Origin of the sequence: Pseudoclavibacter sp. RFBI5 (genome assembly GCF_002931395.1) — a bacterium.
GTDB lineage: Bacteria > Actinomycetota > Actinomycetes > Actinomycetales > Microbacteriaceae > Pseudoclavibacter.
The window spans coordinates 1-21,461 of the sequence record NZ_PSYA01000004.1 but is presented as its reverse complement, the minus strand read 5'-3'; the positions used below and the strand labels follow the sequence as shown (position 1 = coordinate 21,461).

The window sequence follows — 21,461 nt, the reverse complement described above, 5'->3', positions numbered from 1 at the left end:
TGTATCGGCGGCGTCTGTCCGAGATGTGTGCGATCTGCGGCCAGATCGGGCCCGCGACGCCGAAACAGGCTGATCCTGCACTGATGCTGGTCAGACCGGCCCGCGCCGCCTCTCAGCGTGGCGTCGCATCCGCTCGCTACGTTTGGCCGCATGTCAGAACGCGGAATCCTCGTCGAGAACGTCAGGCGCTCCTTCGGCGCAGCGCACGCGGTCCGCGATGTGAGCTTCACGGCGCGCGCTGGAGCGGTCACGGGGCTCGTCGGCCCGAACGGCTCCGGCAAGACGACGCTGCTGCTGATGCTGGCCTCGCTGCTGCGACCGGATGCGGGGACGATCCGCATCAACGGCCTCGACCCGTCGACGGCGACAGCCGAGGTGCGGGCGCAGCTCGGCTGGATGCCGGACGCGCTCGGCGCCTGGCCGTCGCTGTCGGTGCACGACACGCTCGTGACGACGGCCCGCCTCTACGACCTGCCGCGCGCCGCGGCGGATGCCCGTGCCACCGAGCTCCTCGCCCGGGTCGGCCTCAGCGACCTCGCGAAGGTGCAGGCTCGCGTGCTGTCCCGCGGGCAGAAGCAGCTCCTCGGGCTTGCGCGCTCTCTGGTGCACGCCCCGAGCGTGCTGCTCCTCGACGAGCCCGCTTCCGGCCTGGATGCGCGAGCGAGGGTCGGCCTGCGCGAGCACCTGCGGGAGCTTGCGGCGGCCGGTTCCACGATCCTCATCTCGAGCCATGTGCTGTCCGAGCTCGACGAGATCGTCGACGATGCCGTCTTCATCGAGGCGGGCGTGACGGTGCGGGCCGACCGGCTCGCGCAGGCGTCGGCGCGGGAGCGACAGTGGCGGGTGCGCGTGCTGACGGAGGGCGTCGGGCCTGATCAGCTGGCGGCGGTGCTGGGGACCGGAGCTCCGGGCATCCGCGCCGAACGGACCGGGTTCCTCGTCCCGTTCTCCTCTGACGCCGCGGCCGCGGCCGGCCTGCGCGCGATCCTCACCGCCGGCATCGACGTCGCGGAGTTCGCCCCGGCGCTTGGCGACATCGAGCACACCTACCTCGACCTCGGAGAACAGTCATGAGCCCCGCCCGCGTCACGACGCTTGTCACCCTCGAACTGCGCCAGCGCCTCCGCAACGTCGCCTGGTACGTGCTGCTCGGCATCTTCGCCGTGCTGCTCCTCGGCATGACCGCGCTCTCGGTGGTGGTCTTCGGCGACCTGCAGGAGTCGGGGTCGTGGATGTACTCGATCGTCGTGTACTTCGTGCTGCTGCTCGCTCTGCTGGTCTCGCCGACGCTCAGCGGCAACGCGATCAACGGCGATCGGGACGCGGCGACGCTCGCGCCCATCCAGGTGACGCTCGCGACGACAGCCGAGATCGTGGCGGCGAAGTTCCTGGCCGCCTGGGTGACCGGGCTCGCGTTCCTGGCGGTCGCGGCGCCGTTCCTGATCTTCGCCGGGCTCGTGGGGGCCGTCGCTCCCGTGCAGGTGGTCGTCTCGCTGCTGGTGCTGCTCGTCGAGGTGGGCGTCGTGGCCGCTATCGGCGTCGGCTTCAGCGGCATCCTGGCCAGGCCGCTCTTCTCTGTGGCGGCGAGCTATCTGACGATCGCCGCGCTCACGGTGGGCACGGGCATCGCGTTCGGCCTGGGTGGTGCTGCGGTGACGGCGGAGGTGACGAACACCTCCCGGTACCCCGTCTATGCGGAGTTCGGCGAGGAGCAGCCCTTCGACGAGAACAGCTTCACGTGCGGCGACTGGGAGACGTACACCTACGAGGTTCCGCGCTACGACCTCGTCTGGGGCGTGCTGGCCGCGAATCCGTTCGCGGTGCTGACGGACGCGACGCCGGTCTCCTTCGGCGCGAGCGATCAGCCAGACGATTTCTTCTCCGGCGCGAAGCTGCTGCTGCGTCAGTCGCAGATTCCCCCGGAGATGGGCGAGCAGCGCTACGACGGCTGCGCTGACCCGACTGGCTCGAACTTCGAGCCCGGCCCGACGTCGCAGGAGGTGCTCGATTCGACGGTCCCCACCTGGTTCGTCGGTCTGGCGCTCCAGCTGGTGCTCGCCGGGGGCCTGCTCTTCGGCGCCTGGGCGCGCACACGGACGCCCGCGAAGCGGCTGCCGCCGGGCACCCGCGTCGCCTGATCGCGCCAGATCCGCCCGTGCGCGTCAGCGCGAGACGGCGCGCGTGAACGCGCGTCGCAGGGCACTTGCCTTGAGCTCGACCTCGACGGTCTCGGATTCCGGGTCGCTCGCGAGCACGATCGCGCCTCCCGCGCCGATCGACCAGCCGCGCGCATCCCGGACGGCGGTGCGGATGACGATGCTCAGCTCGGTCGAGCCGTCGGCACCGAGCACGCCGAGCGCACCGGCGTAGACGCCACGGTCGCGACCTTCGATGTCTCGCAGCAGCTCGACGCTTCGCAGCTTCGGCGCCCCGGTCATGGACCCGCCCGGGAACAGCGCCCGCACGACGTCGAGCGGCGGCACGCCGGGCGCCGAACCGCGCACGGTCGTGACCAGCTGGTGCACGGTCGTGTACGACTCGACGGCCATGAGGCTCGGCACGTGCACCGAGCCGGGGGTGCAGACGCGGCCCAGGTCGTTGCGCAGCAGGTCGACGATCATGAGGTTCTCGGCGAAGACCTTCGGGTCGTTGGCCAGGTCTCTGGCCGCGGCGGCGTCGGCGAGGGGGTCTGAGGCGCGAGCCGCAGTGCCCTTGATGGGCTTCGTCTCGTACTCCCCGTCCGGGGTGCCGCGCAGGAGCCGCTCGGGGGACGCGCTCACGACCGCGCCGCCGTCGAACTCGAGCAGCGCGGCGTAGGGTGCCGGGTCGGCGGCGCGCACCTCCAGGAACAGGCTGAGCGGGTCGGGGTCGTCATGCGGCCGGAACGCGTTGGTCAGGCACAGTTCGTAGGAGTCCCCCGCGAGGAGATGGTCGCGGCAGCGGTCGATGTCGGCGGCGTACTGCTCTCTCGACGTGTGCCAGGCACCGTCGGCGAGGACGTCGGGGCCCTGCAACATCGCCCGGGCGCGTCCCACGTCGGGGAGAGCGTGCTGGCGCTCGCCGCCTGACGCTTCGAGGGCCTCGCCGACTTCGGAGCTGAAGCGCTCGGCGCCGGCCTCCGCGAGCGCGCCGCTCGACGCGGTCGCGACGACGGTGACTGCGCCAGTTGCGCGGTCGACGAGCACCGCGCGCCGCGGGTCGAGCCACCACGCGTCGGGGAGGGGGGACGCGGTCTCCTCCGCCTCCCGGGGCAGCACGCCGAGCATCCGCACCCCGAGCTCGTACCCGAAGTAGCCGAGCAGCCCGCCGCGAAACGCGAGCCCGTCGCCCCCGACGGCGCGCATGGCCTCGAGCTCCCGCTGCACGGTCTCGAAGCTCCCGTCGCCGTCCAAGCGCAGCACTCGAGCGGGCTCGCACGTCTCGCAGCCCGGCTCGGTCTCGTGCGCTGCCTCATCTGAGCCGTCGAGGCGAGCGGCGTGCGCGGGGCAGGTCCCGATACCGATTGGGGCGTCGTCGGCGAGGATGCTGAACCGCGCCTGCCTGCCTGTGTCGTCGGGCACATCCACCCAGACGCTGGCAGAGCCTCGGCGGAGCACCTCGCGGTAGATGACCGCGGCGGCGGCCTCGGCTGCGGCCGTGCCCTCCGGCTGCGGGCCGCGCACGACACGGCTCGCGACGAACAGCTCGCGAGCTGCGGGCCGCGGGAACGCCCCGATCTCCGCGGGGCGACGGCTCGCGTCGCGCTGACCGCGAGCGCGACGAGCGCCGCGAGCCCCGCGAGGGGGCGCGCCGAGCCCCGCCGCATCCACGGCGTCGACGAAGTTCGCGACCATCTGCCGGCCATGCTCGCTCGCGATCGACTCCGGGTGGAACTGCACACCCCAGACCGGCCGGCCCTCGACCTCGAGGCCCTGCACGACGCCGTCCTCGCTGCGCGCCGTGACGCGCAGCCCTGACGGCAGGGGCTCGCTGACGACCAGGGAGTGGTACCTCGTGACGAGGGAGCCCTGGGGCACGCCGGCGAACGGGCCAGACCCGTCGTGTGAGAGGGGGCTGCGCCACCCGTGCTTCGCCTCGGGGGCCGGCACGACCTCCCCGCCGTACCGCACGGCGATGCCCTCGTGGCCGAGGCACACCCCGAGAACGGGCAGGCGCTCCTCGGCGAGTGCGGCGTCGAGCACGACGGCCGAGCCCGCGAAGTCGGCCGGTTCGGCAGGATGCCCGGGGCCGGGCGAGATGACGACCCCGGCGACGAGCCCCTCGGAGACCCAGCCGAGGCACGCATCCACCGCCTGCATGTCACCGGCGTCGACGACCCGCACCTCCTGATCGCTGAGCTCCAGGAGCAGCTGGACGAGGTTGTAGGTGTACGAATCGCGGTTGTCGACGACGACGATCACGCCGAGCGCCCATCCGGCCGGGGCACGGCGCTCGTCTCGTGCAGGCGAGGCCGCCACCTGCGCACGCGGGCGACGTCGAGGCCGAGGCGTGTGCCGTCGAGCATGGAGACGGGGCTGATGCCGTGGAGCGTGTTGAGGTACCAGAGCTCATCCCAGCCGCGCTCGGCGGATGAGGCGAGCGGGTCGGCGAGCAGCTCCCCCTCGACGCGCGTGACGCCCGCTGTGGCGAGGAGTCTCTCGAGCACACCGAGGGTCGTCCCCGCCACGCGGCGGCTCGCGGCGGGGACCACGAGGGTCTCGCCGAGCCAGCCGACAACCGTGCCGTAGGCGGCCTCGGTGATCGCGCCGCGTTCGTTGACGAGCAGGGCATCGGCCGCACCCTCCTCGTGCACGCTCGCCCTGAGCTCTGCGAGGGACGGGAAGTCTGGGCCCTTGAGCGTCGGCCAGCGCCGCTCGTCGAGGCGGGTGCTGAGCTTCGTGAGGGGCCTCGCCTCCGGAGCCGGCCGCAGGGTGAGCTCGACGAGCAGGCGGCCGTCGTCGAGGCGGGCGGAGAGGCGCGGGAACCACGCGTCGGTGAGAGGCGTGCTCTCGAAGACGTCGCCCCAGATTCGAGGCCAGTCAGCCTCGACCGGGGTGGTCCCGGCGGGGCTGCCAGCCCAGAGCGGGGGCCGCTCTGCTGCCGCCTCCCCGAAGAGATCGGCGACGGAGCGCTCGAAACGCTGCCGGTGCGCGGCGGCGGCGATGACGCGCCCCGACTCGACCCGCCACGACTCGACGACGAGCACCGCCGCGCTCGTGTCACCCGCGGCGCTTATGTCGCGTGCCGCTGCACCGTGATCCTGCATCGCCCCATTCTGCCTCAAGGGACGAGCGGGGTGAGCGGGGCGCCCGTGGCCCTCGGACGGCGTTCATCCGTATCGTCGATGATGAGCTGCATAGCTACCCTCGACGAACGGATCAGCATGAGCCCCACCCCCACGAGCGTCGTCTTCGTCTGCAAGAAGAACGGCGGCAAGTCGCAGCTCGCGGCTGCCCTCCTGCGGGCGATCGCCGACGAGACGGTCGAGGTCTCCTCGGCCGGCACCTCCCCAGGCGGGGCGCTCAACGTCGAGTCGGTCGAGTCGCTTGCCGAGCTCGGGATCGACGTCGGCGACGAGCATCCGAAGCCGCTCACGCCGTCGATGCTCGCCGGCGCCGACCTCGTCGTGATCCTCGGCGACGAGGCGCAGCTGCCCGAGGACACGAGCGTGCCGGTCGAGCGGTGGATCACCGACGAGCCTTCCACGCGCGGCATCGTCGGCATGGAGCGGATGCGCCTCGTGCGGGACGACATCCGCGCCCGCGTCGCGGAGCTGCACGAGCGGCTCCGCGACGCCTGAGGGGGCGCACCATCCCGGCTCGGAGACGGGACTACGCCGCCCAACATCGGGATTCCGGGTTCCCTCAGCCCTGGCGCGCACCCTCGAGCTCGCCAACGGCCACGGTGACAAGCGCAGCTTGCCCTGTCGTGAGCGAGGCGCTCACCGGACCCCCTCCAAGGAGAACGAGGTGCGATGCCACGTGCTGCCCATCGTTCGCGAACACCTCGAGAAGCGGCCCGTCGAGACAGATGAGGAGGCGCAGAGGCGCCGAGGCATCAAGGGGCATGCAGATCGAGGACGGGAAGTCCGGATGCACAGCCGCTGACGATCGCCCACCCCGAGCGATGATGAGCTCACCCGAGTCGACATCGTGTGCCATCTCGACGAAGTCATCCTCGCCCTGCAGCACAAGCTTCGCGTTGCCGGTACGACACGGTTCCCAAGCGAGGTCGATCACTGAGTGGGCGCCCATAGTCCACGAAGTGCTCTTAGCGGGGGCAAGCCCACTGACCTGGTCCGACCGCAACAGCGCCTCATCAAGCCCCAGCGGGCGCTGGACCAGCTGCGCATGTCCGCGCAGTTCGCGAAGCGAAAGCTCTCGAGGCAACGACATGGCTCCTCGCCAAGGCGCTGACGGGAACTGATCGGCGTATCGCCAGTTGCTCATCCAACCGAGCATGATCGGCCCGTCGCTCGGCGCATCGGCGAAGGTGACGCCGGCATAGAAATCGCGCCCGTGGTCGAGGCGGCGGAGCCCTGGGGCCTCCGCCGTGAACGTGTGCCCGTCGAAGTCACCGACGACGTAGCTCATCGACGACCCAGTCCTGTCGGGCTGGTCACCGACGGGATTGGTGCTCAGAGTCAGTACCCAGCGAGCACGTTCCGGGTCGCCGTCGAGCGGAAGCTGAACAAGATCCGGACACTCCCACACCACGCCGGTCGGCCCGATAGGCCCGAACGAACTCAGGTAGTCCCAGGTCTCCAGGTCGTCGGAGCGGTAGAACAGCACTTGCCGGTCCTCCGCTTCGACGGCGAGGAGCACCCATCGTTCTCGACCTTCGGCATCGGCGTACCTGATGACCTTCGGATCACGAAAGTTCGATGTGCCTCGATCGAGAATCGGGTTCTGCGGATTCTGCGTCCATGTCAACCCTCCGTCTGTGCTCGTGGCCTCGGACTGGGCTTGCTTGCCGTTGGAGTAGGCGCTCGTGTAGATCGCTCGCAGTCGGTTGTCATCGCTGCTGGGGTCGCGCACGATCGACCCTGAGTAGATCTGCTCGGTTGGGCTGTGACGAAGGGCAAGAGGATGCTCGGTCCAGGAGAGCAGATCGCTGCTGCTGGCGTGGCCCCAGCTCATGTTTCCCCAGTCGTTGCCTTCCGGGTTGCACTGGAAGTACACGTGCCAGAGGCCACCGTGGTGGATGAGCCCATTCGGATCGTTCATCCAGTGACGCTCAGGGGCGAAGTGGACGATCGGGCGCGGCACGGTGGGGTCTGCTGCACGGCGAGAGCTGCCAGCCATCAGACGGAGCTCCGCGCGATCGGTGGGCAGTCGATGAGCTGCGGAGAATCCGGAGTGGAGCTCTCGAGTCCGAGCAGCAGCCGAACGCCTTGCGCTCCAAGCTCGTAGTGCGGGAGCGCAACCGTCGAGAGGGGCGGCCTGAGGTGGGCAGCGATCACGTCCTGATTGTCGAAGCCCATGACGGCGATGTCCTCGGGGATGCGCAGGCCACGTTCGCGGAGTCCGTCGTAGAGGCCCATCGCGACGCGGTCGTTGTGGCAGAACACTCCGGTGGCACCGGTTCTCAGCACGCCATCGGTACTCGCATAACCACCTTCCTGCTGCGGTGACGCGGGAAAGACCAGCGAGTCGTCGAATGGGACCCCGGAAGCCTCGAGCGCTGCCCGGTACCCCGCGAGGCGACCGGACTGGGCGGGCGATTCGGTCGTCGTGTTGATGAACGCGATGCGTTGATGCCCTGCTGCCAGCAGCGCTGCAGTTGCGGCTCGTCCGCCCTGGTACTCGTCGGGAACGACCGCGGGGTAGCCGCCATCGAGGGCGTAGCAGTTCACCAGCACGGTCTCGGTCTTCTCGAGGCCCTCCGGGGGCGTGATTCCTCGGTGATACCAGGTGGAGTAGAGGATGCCGTGCACCTGATGCTCCAGCATCATGGCGATCGCCTCACTCTCCGCCGCCGCGTTGCTCTCCGTGTTGGCGACGAGCAGGATGTAGCCGTGTTTCCATGCTTCGTCCTGGGCTCCGTGGATGATCTGGCCGGCGAACGGGGTCGTCGCGATGGCATCGGCGACCAGCCCGATGAAGCGAGACGTCCCCCGTGAGAGGGTTTTGGCCAGCGCATTCGGACGGTATCCGAGTTCAGCGACAACGTGCTGCACTCGGCGGCGCGCATCCTCGCCGATGCGCGCGCCCTTCTTGTTGTTGACGACATGGGAGACCGTGGCGACGGACACTCCCGCCGCCTTGGCAACCTCGCGCATGGTCACGGGGGGCCCGTTCTTAGGGTGCTCGGACAAGTTCATCCCTTGGTCGCTCCACTCTCAAGGCCGCTGATCATGGCCTTGTTCAGCACAAGGAAGACGAGAAGCAGCGGCGTCACGGTGACGCAGACGGCAGCGAACGTTGCCGTCCAGTCGGTGTTGCCCATCGCGCCAATATAGTTCTGCAGTCCGAGTGGGATCGTCTTGAGCCCATCCGACAGCACGAAGGTGTTCGCGAAGATGAAGTCGTTCCAGATGAAGATGCTGTTGACGAGGACAACCGTGATGATCGTGTTCACGGAAAGCGGGAACGTGATCTGGGTGAAGATACGGTACGGTCCAGCCCCGTCGAGGGATGCGGCCTCGTACATCTCGCGTGGAATGTACTCGTAGAACGAGGAGAACAGGTAGACCGCCATCGGCATCGCGAATGCGGCGAGAGGGATGATCATCGACAGGTGCGTGTCGAGCAGCCCGATCTGCGAGTAGTCGATGAACAGCGGCACAAGCGCAATCTGCACGGGCACGATGATGCCCAGCAGGAAGAGCCCTCGAACAAGTCCGCTGAGTCGGAACCCGAGCACCTGGAGAGCGAACGCAGCCATCATTCCCGCGATCACGATGAGCGCACTCGAACCGAGCGTGACGATGAAGCTATTCGCGATGTTGAGCCAGAGGTTGCCGGTGGCGAACGCTCGCGAGTAGTTCTCGAGCGTGAACTCCGCCGGAAGCGCGAAGGGATTTCCGCCGGCGAAATCCGCAGCCGTGCGGAAGCTCGTGACGAAGAGCCACGCCAGGGGATACACCTGCGCCAGCACGATAAGCACGACGGTCACGGTGAGGAGCGTTCGCTGGACCCGCACTCGCGGCGGTCGGGGTGAACGCGAGCGACGCGGCCCTGGTATTGGCGCTGGCTGGGGTTCCACTGGCGACGTGGCGGGGGTGAGAACACGTGTCGCGGTCATGAGGCGTCCCTTCTACGGAGAAGCAGGAAGATGAGACCAACAGCGACGAGGCACTCGACAACGATGAACACGGAGATCGCGCTGGCGTAGCCGTAGTCGGTGTGCACGAAAGCTGTCTTGTACATGTAGGTGGTCAGGAGCTCCGACGACTGTCCTGGCCCACCGTTGGTCAGGAGGTACGGGATATCGAAACCACGCAGCGCGAAGGTGGTCGCCATGATCGTGGTTGTGATCCAGACGGGCCGAATGTAGGGGAATCGGATTCGCCAGAAGACCTGCCACCAGGACGCCCCATCGAGACGAGCAGCCTCTTCGAGCTCTTTCGGAACCGCGATGAGGGCTGCATAGATGATGAGCATGTACAGGCCCGTGAACCTCCACCCCTCTGGAATCGAGACCGCAAGAAGCACTGTCTGCACGTTGGAAAGCCAGGCAGTCTGCCATGCCCCGAGACCAAACCATTCGAGGAGCTGGTTGATCAGACCGATTGGCTCCAGCGAGTAGATGCGCTGGAAGAGGAACGCGATCGCCACCGTTGAGATGACGGCAGGCAGGAGGTAGAGCGTCTTCACGAGCTCCCGTGCTCTCGGCATCGCAGTGAGAAGCCCCGCGACCGCGAGTGCGCCGCCGAGCTGCAGCACAAGACAGATGACCAGATACCCGAGGGCGTTCACGAACGACGTCCAGAAGACATCATCGCGCGTGAACATCTTCACGTAGTTGTCGAGACCCACGAAGACCATGTTCGTGATGCCGTCCCAGCGGTAGAAGCTCAGGATCAGTGACTGCACGATCGGCAGCAGGACCGCAGCACTGTAGAGGAGCAGCGGCGGGAGGAGGAAGACCAGCACCGAGAGACGAGATCGGAGTGGGAGCATCGAGGCGAACGGCTTCTTCTGACGACGCGGGCGAGGACCGTGATTCTCTGCGGGGGCTGCGTTACTCAACGCGGTTCTCCGAGATCGCGGCGTCCATGGTCTCCACGAACTGGTCCGGAGTGATGTCCCCCTGCACCAGCAATGTCAACTCCTGCTGAAGCCGCGTGTTGGTGGCTGGGTCGAGCTGGGTGTCCCACGGCATGGCGATCGCGCCTCCGGTGTCGTCGGCCTGGGAGACTGCCTGCTCATAGAGCGGGGTGGCGCCTCCCGGGATAACCGTCTCTGCGGAGACCGTCGGGGAGATCGCACCTGTCGCGGCGTAGAGCGTCGGGTATCGCTCGAGTGCGAACGCGAGGAAGTCGCGAACCAGTGGGTCATAGGTCTTGGTGTTCACGGCCATCCCGATTCCCGATGGCGTGACGTACTCGTTGTCGGCGGTGACGGCTCCGTCGATGGTGGGGAGGGTGAAGTAGTCGACGTTGTCCCGCACGCCGGAATCCAGCGATTCGGTGGCCAGGTTTCCGAGCTCCCAGGTGCCGGTGTTGTAGATGGCCGCTTTACCCGAGGTGAACAATGCTTGCGCATCCGCGTACCCCGTGGACGAGAAGCCTTCCTGGAAGCAGCCGGCCTGCCCAAGCGAGGAGAGCCATTCTGCAGCTGCGCGTCCCGCCGGGTCAGAGAAATTCGCGTCTCCGTTCTTCAGGTCCTGGATGTATTCGGGACCAACCATGCGGAACGGGTAGTAGGCCATGTAGCGTTCAAGCGGCCATTGGTCCTGTCCGTTGAGGGCGATCGGGGTGATCCCTGCCGCCCGCAGACCCTCGCACACCTTTGGGAAGTCATCGAGCGTCGCGGGCAGCTGCACACCTGCTTGGTCGAGAAGAGCCTGGTTGTACCAGAAGAACTCGAGCTGGAACTCGAACGGCACCATGCGGAGCGTCCCGTCATCGAACCGTTGGTAGTTGAGCGCCGTCTCGCGGTAGTCGTCGGCAAGCCCGAGATCTTCCAGGAGCGCATCGATATCGAGCATCCGCCCCTGACCGGCGAGCTTCTGGGCGAACGGAGTCGCGTCCGTGTCGAAGAGCTCAGGAAGCTGGTTGGCCGCGGCCAGCGTCTCGTACTTTTGAATGTAGGAAGGACGATCGGGGGTCGTGATGAGGTTGAGCGCAAAGCCGGGATGTTCAGCGGCGTACTCTTCGGCGATCTGCTGCATTGCCGTGATTACACCCCCGTCAGCCGGCCTGGACAGGAGCCACGAGATCTCCCTGGGGACGATCTCACCCTCCGGATTTACGTTGCTCGGGTCGACGCTCTGAGCGCCACCGGCGCAGGCCGTGAGTGCAAGCGCCGCGGCCGCGACGGTCGCGACGATGGCGGTCTTCCTGGATGTTCTGAACATGATCGAGATCTCCGTTGATTGATCGGGACAGTGGATGAAGGTCAGCTCGCCGTAGTGACGAGGTGCTGATGGCGCGGGGAAGGCGAATGGGGCGCTGAGTCGCGGCTCTGGATGATGAAGCTGTCGACGGTGACGGTGCCCTCAGCGACGAAGACGCCCAGACGGCCGGCGGGCAGGTCGTAGAGCCGAGTGCTCAGGACCACGGCATTGTCGACGGTCGCGACGCAGAGTTCACCGTCGAGGATGACCTCGAGCTCGTGCACGCCCGCGTCGAGGGAGCAGGGTCGTTCGAGTTCCACGACGTGGGGAACATCCCCGGAGATGTGCCACTGCTCGGTGCCGGTCGATGCCCGCGGCCAGCGATCGAAGACGAGGCGATTGCGCTTCGGTTCGAGGCGCAGTCGGTACCCCGTGTCGCCATCTGCGCTGGCCCGCAGCAGGACGCCGCATTCGGTGGTGTCCTGCGTGATGTCGAATCGCGCACGCACGCGGGCAGAGCTCGGCGCGTCTCGGTCGGTCAGCACCTCGGCGTAGCCGTCCGACGCGGCAAGCACCGTCCCTGGTGCGATGCCGCCTGAACCGGCAAGCGTGTCGAACGTCTCTCGGAGCTCGGCCGCCGGATGGAACGAGAGTGTCCCATCGGACGCTTGTTCCGCTTCGAGCACGGACAGGGTGCCCGCCCACTGCCAGGGGCCGTCGTCGCGTGCCCCCTCTCGCGTTGCGATCCAGCCGAAGAAGAAGCGTCGGCCTTCTCGTTCTGCAGATTTCGCCGCGTAGTAGGCCCGCCCGTCAAGGGTGTCATGTTCCGGGACCTGCCAGGGACCTTCGAGGCTGCGCGACATCCGGTAGCGGGTGGCGAAAGCATCGCTGAACTCCGAGTACACGAGGTACCACCAGTCGCCCCACTGAAACACCTCTGGGCACTCGTGCGCGACGTACTGCCGCGGGTCCCAGAACGGCGCAGCAGCATGCCAAGTCGTGAGGTCCTTCGAGGTGCACTGCGCGATGACACCGCGGCGTCGATCGGGACCGTGCTCGTGGCGAGCAGTGATGAGCATCCGCCAGAGCTGCTGATCGGCATCCCACAACACGAACGGATCGCGCCAGTCACCGGTTTCGTAGCCGGGTGTAGCGCCGAATGTGTGTGCGGGGTGACGCTCCCAGGTGCGCATACCGTCCGAGCTTGTTGCGTGCATGACCACCTGAAGCGCCCGACCGTCCTGGCCGGTGATGGCTGGGTTCTGCCCCGTGTAGAACAGGTGGTGGTGGCCGTTCTGGTCGAGCACGACGCTGCCCGTGTAGACGTTGAAGTCGGCGGCCTCTGGACCACCCGATGCGAGCGCGACCCCGGTCTCGGAGAAGTCGACGACGTTGTCCGACTCGATGCGGTGCCAGGGCATGCCAGCCTTCGGGGCTTCACGGGTCTCGTGGAGGTAGAAGAGGTGGAAGCGTCCGCCTTCCTGCCACGGGATCACGTCGCCTACCCAAGCTCCGTCTGGCTTGTAGAACCCTCGTTGGTCCATGTCACCTCATTGTTCGTGGTTAATCGGTTACGCAGACTATAACCACACGCCATCACCTTGATCAAGCGGTTAATCAAGATCGAGGTGGTCCGCTGAGATTCGCTGAGCTGCATGGTGCCGGTTTCCCGCCGGGCAGACGGAGCGAAGAGCTCGCCCCGCCTGCCCCTCGCTCACGCCTGGTGACCCGCGAGCCGCGCCACGTGGCGCGCGAGGATGTCGGTCTCGACGTTCACCCGGTCCCCGACGCCAAGGTCGCCGAGGGTCGTCGCGGCGAGCGTCTCGGGGATGAGCGACACCTCGAACCAGGGCGAGCCATCTGCGCCGGCTCGCCCGACGCCGTTGACGGCACTGACCGCGCTGACCGTCAGCGAGACACCCGACACGGCGACCGACCCCTTGTCGACGAGCAGCCTCGCGTGCGCTGGGTCGATGGCGAAGCGGATGCGCCGCCACGCGTCGAAGCGCTCCACCTCCAGCACCTCGCTGGTCGTGTCGATGTGCCCCTGCACGATGTGGCCACCGAGGCGATCGCCGAGGCGCATGGCGCGTTCGAGGTTCACCGCTTCCCCCTCGGCCCGGTCGCCGAGCGCGGAGGCACGCAGCGTCTCCCCCATGACGTCCGCGGTGAAGCCGTCGTCGAGCAGCTCGGCGACGGTGAGGCAGACGCCGTCGACCGAGATGGAGTCGCCGATCCTCGCGTCGCTGACGCTGAGCGGGGCGCGCAGCGTGAGGCGCGCGTCCGTGTCATGCCGTTCGATGCTCGAGATCCGACCGAGCTCTTCGATGATGCCCGTGAACACGGTCAGCCCCGTCCGCTCGTGGGCAGGCTTGCCGGCTGGCTCGCGGGCCATTCCCGGAGCGCGCTCGCGGTGGCGATGGCGGCGAGTGCCGCATCCGCCCCCTTGTCCTCGAAGCTCCCCGGCAGGCCGATGCGGGCCTGCACCTGGGCTTCGTCGTCGCACGTGAGCACCCCGAAGCCGACCGGGATGCCCGTGCGCACGGCCACGTCGGTGAGGCCGTTGGTCGCGGCCGTGCACACGTAGTCGAAGTGCGGGGTGCCGCCACGGATGACCACGCCGAGCGCGACGATCGCGTCCGGCCTGCTCATGGCTATGCGGCTCGCCGCGACGGGCAGCTCGAACGAGCCGGGAACCCGCACGACCTGGACGTCGGTGACGCCGGCATCGGCGAGTGCGCGCTGGGCGCCGTCGAGCAGCGCGTCCATCGCCGTCTCGTGCCACTCGGCCGCGACGACGACGACTCGCATGCCGCGCCCGTCTGCCTGCACTGTCGGTGCTCCGTGTCCGCTCATCGTCGCGCTCCTCTCACGTGCGCCTGGGCGGCGCGCTGCTGGCTGTGGTCCTGCGGTTCTTCCTGCGTGCGCACTGCGGGGAAGCCCGGATGCTCCCTGCGGTGGCGCACGAGGTCGTCGACGTGCAGCAGCACCAGGTCGGTGGCTGCCGCGAGCTCGAGCGCCTCGCCGAACGACAGCATCTCGCCGTCGTCCCGCACGAGCTCGGCGATGACGCCCACCTCGCCGGTGCCAGCGAGGCGCACCAGGTCGACGGCCGCCTCGGTGTGCCCCGGACGCTCGAGCACGCCGCCATCCACGGCGCGCAGGGGCAGCACGTGGCCCGGGCGGATGAGATCGCTCGGCCGCGCGTCCGCTGCGGCGAGGGCGCGGACGGTCGCTGCCCGGTCGGTTGCCGAGATGCCCGTCGTCACCCCCTCGGCCGCGTCGACCGTGACCGTGTAGGCGGTGCCGCGCGCGTCCTCGCTGCGTTCCACCATGATCGGCAGGCTGAGCCGGTCGGCGAGCGCCGCCGGGAGGGGCGCGCAGAGGAGCCCGGAGGAATGGCGGATGATCCAGCCCATCCACTCGGGGGTGGCGGTGTTCGCCGCGAGGATCGCGTCGACCTCGTTCTCGCGTGAGGAGGCGTCGGCGACGAGCACGGGGCGTCCCGCCCGCAGCGCCTCGAGTGCCCGGAGCAGTTCAGCGTTCATGCTGCGACTCCCACGGGTGCAGCGCCGGGGACGTGAACGGCGGGTGATTCGGGGCCCCGGACGAGCCGGATGAGCGTGTCCACGCCCAGCGGATGCACGGAGTCGGTGGTCCACCTGTTCGCGTCCCGGAGGCTCCCGATGTCGAGCGACGCGACGGAGCTCGCCCCGTCGCCCAGCAGGATGGGCGCGACGTAGGCGTCGATCTCGTCGACGAGTCCGGCGCGCAGGAAGGCCGCCGCGATGGTGGGGCCGCCTTCGACGATGACGTGGCGGACGCCCCTCGCGTGCAGGACCTCCAGGGCGTCGACCGGGTCGTGCGTCCGGAGGTGCACGAACAGCTCCGGCTCCGCGCGCACGGCGGCGCCCTCCTCGACCTCGCGCAGCCCCATCACGACGCGCAGGGGCTGAGACGCGTCGGTCGCGGCGATTCCCCGCACCGACAGCGATGGGTCGTCGGCGCGCTGCGTTCCGGTGCCGACGAGGATCGCGCAGGCCTCGGCCCGCCGACCGTGCGCGTGCGCCCTGGCGGCCTCGGAGGTGATCCACTGGCTCGACCCGTCGGCGGCGGCGACCCTCCCGTCGAGCGTGGATGCGAGCTTGAGCGTCACGAACGGCCGCCGCTCGGTGACATTGACGAGCCAGACCCGCAGGAGTGACTCGGCCTCGACCTGCCGGGTGCCCATCGACACGCTCACCCCGTGCGCGCGAAGGCGCGCCGCTCCCCCGGATGCGATCGGGTTCGGGTCCGCGACCGCGTAGACGACCTCCGCGACACCTGCGTGCAGGAGGGCGTCGGCGCACGACGGCGTCCTGCCGCTGTGGGCGCAGGGCTCGAGGGTCACGACGGCGGTCGCACCCCGCACATCCGCCCCGGCTGCGCGCGCGGCGTCGAGCGCGGCGGCCTCCGCGTGCGGGGTGCCCGCTCCGCGGTGGTGGCCGCTTCCCAGGATGCGGCGCGGGCCGCCCTCGCCGGAGGGCGGCGCGAGCAGGACGCACCCGACCTGTGGGTTCGGATCTCGGGCTGGCCCTCGGGCCGCCAGGGAGAGCGCCAATTGCATGGCGGCGTCGACAGTGTCGACGCGTGTGGGTTCTTGGATCGGCATGGCCGGACCTCCGCGTTTCGCGTACCACGGGGCCATGTCCCGGTGCCGGCGCAGCCGGAGAGTCCGGCAGCCGACGCCTCGGAGGCCCTCGCCGAAACGAGCGCCTCCCATGCACCTACCATCCGGACTTTAACCGTCGGTCCCGGAATTCCACCAGGTCAACCGCTCGCGGACGAGCGGGTCGCGGACTCTCACCGCCGGTTCGGACTTTCACCGACCCCGGAGCATGTTGCACGGCGAGCATAAGCCCGCAAGCTTGGCGTGTGACGTCGTGGGACATCTCGCACCCAGGTGGGTGCCCGCGCGGACGGCCTCGCTACGCCACCACTTCGCGCAGACCGATCGCGAGGTGCACGTCCTGCCGCTGCCCGCCCGAGTGCACGAGCGACGCGCCCTCGTCGTCGACCGTGAGCTGGGTGCGGTGGCTGCGGAGGGCGGCGAGGACCGCGGCCCGGTGCTGCTCGAGGTCGAACCACTCGAGGTCGCCGATCTCGGCCGCGAGGGCACGCTCGCTCTGCTCGACGAGCTCCGCGAATCGCACACCGGCTGCCCGCGATGCGGCGAGGCTCGCTTCCCGCGCCCGAACATGGTCGGGGTGCCCGTACCCGCCGGTCGCGTCGTAGCTGATGACGAGGTCCGGCCCGTCATGGGCGATCGCGGCGGCGAGATCAGCGGTGACCTCCTCGAGCGGGGCGACGCTCAGCGACCGCAGGTCAGTCTCGTCGGCGGGGCCCGCGAGGCCCGGCCGCAGCCAGCGCATCCCCGAATCACGGTAGTCGCGGGGTGCGAGGCCCTCGGCGCGTGCGGGGGCGGTGCCGAGCCAGCGGTGCTCGTCGATGCCGAGGGCGTCGAGCGAGCCGCGCAGCTCCCGCTCCCGCACGGCCGCGAGCTCCCCGACGGAGGTGGCATCTGGCAGCGCGCCGTCGACGATCTCGCCGAGCTCGCCGCGCGTGCACGTCACGAGCGTGACTCGTGCGCCGCGTTCGTGGAGCTCGCGGAGCAGGGCGCCGCCGGCAAGCACCTCGTCGTCGGGATGCGCGTGCACGACCAGCGCGTGGCGCACCGAGTCGAGCAGGCTGTGGCCGGCCTCAGGCACGCGCGGAACCCGGCCGGGCCTGTGCGACGAGGTCGCGGAACACCGAGAGGAGGCCTTCCGCGCTGAGGTCCCACGAGTGGGTGAGCGCGTGCTCGCGTGCGGCGCGGCTCATGCGCTCGGCGACCTCGGACTGTCGGAGGATGCCCGCGATGGCGGCCGCCCAGTCGGCGGGGTCGCGCGTCTCGAGCAGGATGCCGGTGACGCCGTCGACGACAGCCTCGCGGAGTCCGCCGGCTGCGGAGGCGACGACGGGCACCCCGGATGCCGCGGCCTCGAGCGCGACGAGACCGTACGTCTCGGAGTGGGAGGGGATCAGCACGAGGTCCACGAGGCGCAGCTGGGCTGCGAGCGCGTGCCGGCTGAGCGAGCCGATGTACTGCACATGGTCGGCGAGCCCGTGCTGCTCGACGGCGTCATGCAGGCGAGCCTCGTATTCGCGGCCGTCGGCATCCGGCGGTGCGGCGCCCACGAGCACGTAGTCGGGGCGGACGTCGGCGTCGACCTCGGCGATCGCGTCGAGGGCCAGGTCGAACCCCTTGAGCGGATGCAGGCGCCCGGCAGACAGGGCACGCCTGGGTCGCTGCTCGTGCGCGGCCGGCTCAGCCCGCGCATCCCAGGCGGGGAAGAAGAGGTCGGCGTCGACGCCAGGCGGCACGATGTGCGTGATCGCGGGGTCGCCGCCGAGCCTCGAGAGGACGGTGTCGCGTTCGGCCCTGCTGACGACGACGATCGCGTCGACGGACTTCGCGAGCATCGCCTCGCCGGCGAGCCGTCCCGGCGATTCTGCGCGTTCCCCGTCGGCGAGCGGCGTGGAGCTGTCCGCGGCGATGGAGTGGAAGCTCTGCGCGATCGGGATCCCGAACTCGCGGGCGACGGGCAGGGCGGCGACGCCCGAGAACCAGTGCTGGGCGTGCAGCACATCGACGGGCAGTTCTCCGAGGAGCGTGGCGAGCGCATCCTGGAATTCGCGGATGACGTGCTCGTGCTCCCCCTTCGCGATGAGGCGGGCCGGCCCGGCGTCGAGGTTGTGGAGGCACAGGTTCTCGCGCAGCTGCACGGTGGGCGCCGAGTCTGGATCGCTTCGTCGCGTGATGAGCTCGACCTGGTGGCCGCGGGCGGCGAGCGCCTCGGCCTGGGCGAGCACGACGACGTTCATGCCACCTGCATCCTTGGTGCCCGGCTCGTCGAGCGGGGAGGTGTGGAGCACGACAAACGCGATACGGAGTGGGCGCTCATCGGAGAGGACGTCAGGCATGCCTCCGACCGTAGGCCCCGCGGCCCCACTTTTCCATTCGGGATGCCCTCGGTTACGCACCGGGGTGGCGTCCGGCCGTTCCGATGGGGCCGCCGTCATCCGTCAGCCCGTCGCCGAGATCTGCGGTCGTGCAGGGCCAGCGGTGCGCAGATGAGGATGAGCGTGCAGATTGCGGAGATCGCGAGGGCGGGGCCCGGGCCGACGCGGTCGGTGAGCGTCCCGAATGCTGCCGCGCCGAGCGCTGCGCCGAGGTTGACGGCGGTGTTGATCCAGCTGCTCGCCTCGGTTCGCGCTCGCGGGTCGGTGCGAGCGTCCGCGGCGAGGTAGCCGACGATGAGGGTCGGCGCCAGGAAGAGGCCGCTGAGCGCGAAGCCGACGATCGCGACGCCGACGCCCCCGAGGAGCCCGGTCACAGTGATGATCGCAAGAAGGGCCAGGGTGAGCGCGAGCAGCTGACGCTCCGGCCTCGCGCGGAGGTCCCATCGGCCGTAGAGCAAGCCGCCGATCGCGCTGGTGCCCGCGAACACCGCGAGCAGCGCACCTGCCAGTACCGTGCTGGATGCGGCGGCGGCCACTGCGGGGGCTGCGACTTCGACGCAGCCGAGCATCACTCCCGGGGCCGTCATCGCCAGCACGATGGGCAGGAAGCCCTTGGAGCGCAGCGGACGCAGCGCCGGCCGGGCGCCGGGGACCTCCACCTGACGTGATCCGCGCTGCGCTCGTGACCGTGGGCTCGTCACGAAGAGTGCCGTCCCGAGGGCGACGCAGCCTGCCGAGACGACCAGCGACGAGAGCGGATCCGCGACGACGGCGAGGACGGCAGCCGCCAAGGGGCCGACGGCGAACGTCGCCTCGTCTGCGACGGCGTCGAGACTGAATCCGCGAGTGCGCTGGGGGCCAGCCGGGAGCGCTGCGGTCCAGAGCACGCGCATGACCGCGCCGAATGGTGGGGCGCTCACCCCGGCGAGCGCGCTGAGGAACAGCAGTGTCGGCAGGCCTGCGCTCGACAACACCCCAACGGCGAGCAGGGACGCGGCGTGGACGAGCCCGAGGGACGTCACCACGAGACACTGTCCGTGTAGATCGATGAGTCGCGCACGCCACGGTGTCGCGACGACGTTAGCGACGCCGAGCGTCGCGGTTGCGATGCCGGCCACCGCGAACGAGCCCGTCGACTGTTCCAGGAGGAGGATCAGCGCGAGCCCGGAGGTTGCCAGCGAGAGGCGGCCGATGATGCTGGCGACGAAGGAGCGTGTGAGGTGCGGCGTTCGCAGCACAGAAGCGTATGAGGGTCGTTCAGGGGACAACGGAGACTCCGATGAGATCTCGCTCAGCACTCATCCCCAGAGATGAGCGAAGCGGCCTGCGTCAGGAAAGCACGCGGAAGAAGGCGCGCTGAAACCCACCCGGGTCGGTGCTGGGAACTGCGAGGGGCGGGTCGCAGGACCGTCAGGCGAAGGCGACGATGAAGCCGATCATCCACGCAGACTACCCACCCTGTCGACGCGGCGCAGAGTTCGCTCGTCGGCGTCGCGTCGCGCTGCCGACCCCATCGCTGCAGCGTCGCCCCGCTCGAGGGCACGGCGACGCGCGGTCAGAGTCGCTTGATCGGAACGGTGAGGCCGTGCAGGGCAGGCGGGTGCGTTCCGCCCGCGACCTCCGGCAGTTCTTGTCCGCCTGCCTGGGCGGGGCCGTCGGTGCGCTTCCGGGAGCTGCCGCCGTCGTCGACTCGGGACGCTCGTCGCCGGCTGACCGAGTCCAGGACTCGCTCACGCGTGAGCTCCGACTCCATCCGCTCGAGCCCCGCCATAACCGTGAACATCATCGACCCCGTGGGCGTCGACGTGTCCACCTCTGCCCCGTCGAGGTCGAGCACCCGCAGCGAGACGCCCTCCGCGCGCAGCTCGGCGGCCAGCCGCAGCAGGTCGCCGGTGGACCGCCCGAGCCGGTCGAGCGTCGGCACGACCAAGGTGTCGCCGCCGCTCAGCGCGCGCAGGGCGGCGTCGAGGGCCGAGGAGGTGTCGCGAGCGGTGGCCTCTGCACGGTCCACGTAGAGGTCGTCCGTTCGGACGCCGGCAGCTCGAAGGTCCGCCTCCTGCCGGTCGGCGCCCTGTTGTCGGGTCGAGACTCGGGCGTAGCCGATGAGTTTGGGCACGCTTCTCCTGTCGCCGAACCAACGTCGAAGACGCGACTTTACCGATCGACCCGAGACGCCGGGGCATGACGACGGCGAGCCATGAACTTCCACCGCGCTGGGGACTCGCCTGCGGCTCCACTCCCGAGCCCGTGACCGTCGATTGCAGCCGCGGAAGCGAGAAGCGGCAGCTGCCCCGAAGGGACGGCTGCCGCTTCTCGCGCTGGTGAGAGCTAGTTCTTGAAGGCGTCCTTGACGTCTTCGCCCGCCTGCTTCACGTTGGCCTTGGCCTGGTCGGCCTGGCCCTCTGCGACGAGCTTGTCGTTGTCGGTGGCCTTGCCGAGGGCTTCCTTGGCCTTGCCGCCGAACTCTTCTGCTGCGTTCTTGATCTTGTCTCCTGCGCTCATGGCAGTTCCTTTCTGTTGGGGGTGCGGTTCCTCGGAATCGGGGTGCCGCGGTGGGGAGTCGTGGTTACTGGAGGCGCGTCGATTGCTGCACCTTGGCGCGGAATCCGCCGCTGAGCTGCAGCAGGACCGGCACCTTCTGGCCGAGGAGCGAATCGAGCGCCTCGAGGTTCTGCTCGACGATCGCCGTCGCGTCCCTGGGCGAGACACCACGTCGGCAGGTCGCCGAGACCTTGAGTGTTGGGGTGCGTTTCACGTCGTACGCGGAGACGCTGGTCGAGAGGAACTCGTCACGTTCGCCGAGTGCGTCAGCGAGTGCGTCGCGTGCGACGGACACGTCGACGACGGTGCGTCCCGTGTCCGAGCTGCGGTCGTGGATGAGTGTTCCCGTCCGCCCCTGCCCCTGTCGAAGGCTGAAGGCGAGGAGCAGGATGATGCCC

General features: G+C 69.2%; 20 protein-coding genes, 1 pseudogene and 1 riboswitch. Of the genes and pseudogenes, 3 read left to right on the top strand and 18 right to left on the bottom strand.

Annotation, left to right across the window (positions count from 1 at the left end; all coding sequences use genetic code 11):
• The first annotated feature begins 150 nt into the window (after window positions 1–150).
• Together C5E06_RS03005 and C5E06_RS03000 are read left to right on the top strand one after the other, a co-directional pair.
• A complete protein-coding gene (locus C5E06_RS03005) occupies window positions 151–1,074 on the top strand; it encodes an ABC transporter ATP-binding protein (RefSeq protein WP_104243278.1) in 924 nt (307 codons plus the stop codon).
• Window positions 1,071–2,138: an ABC transporter permease gene (locus C5E06_RS03000; RefSeq protein ID WP_104305953.1), complete on the top strand. Its 1,068-nt coding sequence runs from the start codon at window positions 1,071–1,073 to the stop codon at window positions 2,136–2,138. The genes C5E06_RS03005 and C5E06_RS03000 overlap by 4 nt, the downstream gene beginning before the upstream one ends.
• Window positions 2,139–2,162: 24 nt before the next feature.
• On the opposite strand, the gene C5E06_RS02995 is transcribed toward C5E06_RS03000, so the two are convergent.
• Together C5E06_RS02995 and C5E06_RS02990 are read right to left on the bottom strand one after the other, a co-directional pair.
• Complete coding sequence (locus C5E06_RS02995) at window positions 2,163–4,457, bottom strand: chorismate-binding protein (protein ID WP_104305952.1); 2,295 nt, start codon at window positions 4,455–4,457, stop codon at window positions 2,163–2,165.
• Window positions 4,397–5,245, bottom strand: coding sequence for an aminotransferase class IV (locus C5E06_RS02990; protein ID WP_104305951.1), 849 nt, complete (start codon window positions 5,243–5,245; stop codon window positions 4,397–4,399). The genes C5E06_RS02995 and C5E06_RS02990 overlap by 61 nt, the downstream gene beginning before the upstream one ends.
• A 117-nt stretch (window positions 5,246–5,362) precedes the next feature.
• Here C5E06_RS02990 and C5E06_RS02985 point away from each other — a divergent pair, with 117 nt between their 5' ends.
• Window positions 5,363–5,779 carry a low molecular weight phosphatase family protein gene (locus C5E06_RS02985; RefSeq protein WP_104305950.1) on the top strand — a complete coding sequence of 139 codons (417 nt, stop codon included), beginning with the start codon at window positions 5,363–5,365 and terminating at the stop codon, window positions 5,777–5,779.
• A 64-nt stretch (window positions 5,780–5,843) separates the two neighbouring features.
• Here the strand turns inward: C5E06_RS02985 and C5E06_RS02980 are convergent, their stop codons facing one another.
• The 16 genes and pseudogenes from C5E06_RS02980 to C5E06_RS19160 form a co-directional block, all read right to left on the bottom strand.
• Window positions 5,844–7,283 carry a glycoside hydrolase family 32 protein gene (locus C5E06_RS02980; protein WP_104305949.1) on the bottom strand — a complete coding sequence of 480 codons (1,440 nt, stop codon included), beginning with the start codon at window positions 7,281–7,283 and terminating at the stop codon, window positions 5,844–5,846.
• Entirely contained in the window at window positions 7,283–8,260 is a 978-nt protein-coding gene (locus C5E06_RS02975; protein WP_308471409.1) for a LacI family DNA-binding transcriptional regulator, read from the bottom strand. Before C5E06_RS02975 ends, C5E06_RS02980 begins: the two co-directional genes overlap by 1 nt.
• 38 nt (window positions 8,261–8,298) lie before the next feature.
• Window positions 8,299–9,225, bottom strand: a complete 927-nt coding sequence (locus C5E06_RS02970; RefSeq protein WP_104299792.1) for a carbohydrate ABC transporter permease — start codon at window positions 9,223–9,225, stop codon at window positions 8,299–8,301.
• Window positions 9,222–10,103, bottom strand: coding sequence for a carbohydrate ABC transporter permease (locus tag C5E06_RS02965; RefSeq protein WP_104243292.1), 882 nt, complete (start codon window positions 10,101–10,103; stop codon window positions 9,222–9,224). Before C5E06_RS02965 ends, C5E06_RS02970 begins: the two co-directional genes overlap by 4 nt.
• 61 nt (window positions 10,104–10,164) lie before the next feature.
• The gene (locus C5E06_RS02960; protein ID WP_104305947.1) at window positions 10,165–11,502 is read right to left on the bottom strand and encodes an ABC transporter substrate-binding protein; all 1,338 of its coding nucleotides are present in this window, start codon (window positions 11,500–11,502) and stop codon (window positions 10,165–10,167) included.
• Between the two features lie 41 nt (window positions 11,503–11,543).
• On the bottom strand, window positions 11,544–13,025 hold the full coding sequence (locus C5E06_RS02955; RefSeq protein ID WP_104305946.1) for a family 43 glycosylhydrolase: 1,482 nt from the start codon (window positions 13,023–13,025) through the stop codon (window positions 11,544–11,546).
• 170 nt (window positions 13,026–13,195) lie between these two features.
• Complete coding sequence (locus C5E06_RS02950; RefSeq protein WP_104306054.1) at window positions 13,196–13,825, bottom strand: riboflavin synthase; 630 nt, start codon at window positions 13,823–13,825, stop codon at window positions 13,196–13,198.
• Between the two features lie 2 nt (window positions 13,826–13,827).
• Complete coding sequence (gene ribH, locus C5E06_RS02945; protein WP_104299798.1) at window positions 13,828–14,337, bottom strand: 6,7-dimethyl-8-ribityllumazine synthase; 510 nt, start codon at window positions 14,335–14,337, stop codon at window positions 13,828–13,830.
• Window positions 14,334–15,029, bottom strand: coding sequence for a 3,4-dihydroxy-2-butanone-4-phosphate synthase (gene ribB, locus C5E06_RS02940; protein WP_104305945.1), 696 nt, complete (start codon window positions 15,027–15,029; stop codon window positions 14,334–14,336). Before ribB ends, ribH begins: the two co-directional genes overlap by 4 nt.
• The gene (ribD, locus tag C5E06_RS02935; protein ID WP_104305944.1) at window positions 15,026–16,132 is read right to left on the bottom strand and encodes a bifunctional diaminohydroxyphosphoribosylaminopyrimidine deaminase/5-amino-6-(5-phosphoribosylamino)uracil reductase RibD; all 1,107 of its coding nucleotides are present in this window, start codon (window positions 16,130–16,132) and stop codon (window positions 15,026–15,028) included. The genes ribB and ribD overlap by 4 nt, the downstream gene beginning before the upstream one ends.
• 106 nt (window positions 16,133–16,238) lie before the next feature.
• Window positions 16,239–16,363: riboswitch (FMN riboswitch) on the bottom strand.
• 85 nt (window positions 16,364–16,448) lie between these two features.
• Window positions 16,449–17,228, bottom strand: a complete 780-nt coding sequence (locus C5E06_RS02930; protein ID WP_104243303.1) for a PIG-L deacetylase family protein — start codon at window positions 17,226–17,228, stop codon at window positions 16,449–16,451.
• On the bottom strand, window positions 17,221–18,483 hold the full coding sequence (locus C5E06_RS02925; protein ID WP_104305943.1) for a glycosyltransferase: 1,263 nt from the start codon (window positions 18,481–18,483) through the stop codon (window positions 17,221–17,223). Before C5E06_RS02925 ends, C5E06_RS02930 begins: the two co-directional genes overlap by 8 nt.
• A 95-nt stretch (window positions 18,484–18,578) precedes the next feature.
• Window positions 18,579–19,760: an MFS transporter gene (locus C5E06_RS02920; RefSeq protein WP_219820179.1), complete on the bottom strand. Its 1,182-nt coding sequence runs from the start codon at window positions 19,758–19,760 to the stop codon at window positions 18,579–18,581.
• Window positions 19,761–20,077: 317 nt separating this feature from the next.
• Window positions 20,078–20,638 carry a recombinase family protein gene (locus C5E06_RS02915; protein ID WP_104305941.1) on the bottom strand — a complete coding sequence of 187 codons (561 nt, stop codon included), beginning with the start codon at window positions 20,636–20,638 and terminating at the stop codon, window positions 20,078–20,080.
• Between the two features lie 212 nt (window positions 20,639–20,850).
• Window positions 20,851–21,024: a CsbD family protein gene (locus C5E06_RS02910; protein WP_104305940.1), complete on the bottom strand. Its 174-nt coding sequence runs from the start codon at window positions 21,022–21,024 to the stop codon at window positions 20,851–20,853.
• A 64-nt stretch (window positions 21,025–21,088) separates the two neighbouring features.
• A pseudogene (locus tag C5E06_RS19160) lies at window positions 21,089–21,461 on the bottom strand (hypothetical protein); the annotation flags it as partial.

Bases quoted from the DNA above. Each gene is read 5' to 3' on its own strand.
- C5E06_RS02990 (WP_104305951.1), bottom strand. From the start codon at position 5,245: ATGCAGGATCACGGTGCAGCGGCACGCGACATAAGCGCCGCGGGTGAC.
- C5E06_RS03005 (WP_104243278.1), top strand. From the start codon at position 151: ATGTCAGAACGCGGAATCCTCGTCGAGAACGTCAGGCGCTCCTTCGGC.
- C5E06_RS02965 (WP_104243292.1), bottom strand. From the start codon at position 10,103: ATGCTCCCACTCCGATCTCGTCTCTCGGTGCTGGTCTTCCTCCTCCCG.
- C5E06_RS02925 (WP_104305943.1), bottom strand. From the start codon at position 18,483: ATGCCTGACGTCCTCTCCGATGAGCGCCCACTCCGTATCGCGTTTGTC.
- C5E06_RS02960 (WP_104305947.1), bottom strand. From the start codon at position 11,502: ATGTTCAGAACATCCAGGAAGACCGCCATCGTCGCGACCGTCGCGGCC.
- ribB (WP_104305945.1), bottom strand. From the start codon at position 15,029: ATGAACGCTGAACTGCTCCGGGCACTCGAGGCGCTGCGGGCGGGACGC.
- ribD (WP_104305944.1), bottom strand. From the start codon at position 16,132: ATGCCGATCCAAGAACCCACACGCGTCGACACTGTCGACGCCGCCATG.
- C5E06_RS03000 (WP_104305953.1), top strand. From the start codon at position 1,071: ATGAGCCCCGCCCGCGTCACGACGCTTGTCACCCTCGAACTGCGCCAG.
- C5E06_RS02910 (WP_104305940.1), bottom strand. From the start codon at position 21,024: ATGAGCGCAGGAGACAAGATCAAGAACGCAGCAGAAGAGTTCGGCGGC.
- C5E06_RS02955 (WP_104305946.1), bottom strand. From the start codon at position 13,025: ATGGACCAACGAGGGTTCTACAAGCCAGACGGAGCTTGGGTAGGCGAC.
- ribH (WP_104299798.1), bottom strand. From the start codon at position 14,337: ATGAGCGGACACGGAGCACCGACAGTGCAGGCAGACGGGCGCGGCATG.
- C5E06_RS02980 (WP_104305949.1), bottom strand. From the start codon at position 7,283: ATGGCTGGCAGCTCTCGCCGTGCAGCAGACCCCACCGTGCCGCGCCCG.
- C5E06_RS02975 (WP_308471409.1), bottom strand. From the start codon at position 8,260: ATGCGCGAGGTTGCCAAGGCGGCGGGAGTGTCCGTCGCCACGGTCTCC.
- C5E06_RS02985 (WP_104305950.1), top strand. From the start codon at position 5,363: ATGAGCCCCACCCCCACGAGCGTCGTCTTCGTCTGCAAGAAGAACGGC.
- C5E06_RS02970 (WP_104299792.1), bottom strand. From the start codon at position 9,225: ATGACCGCGACACGTGTTCTCACCCCCGCCACGTCGCCAGTGGAACCC.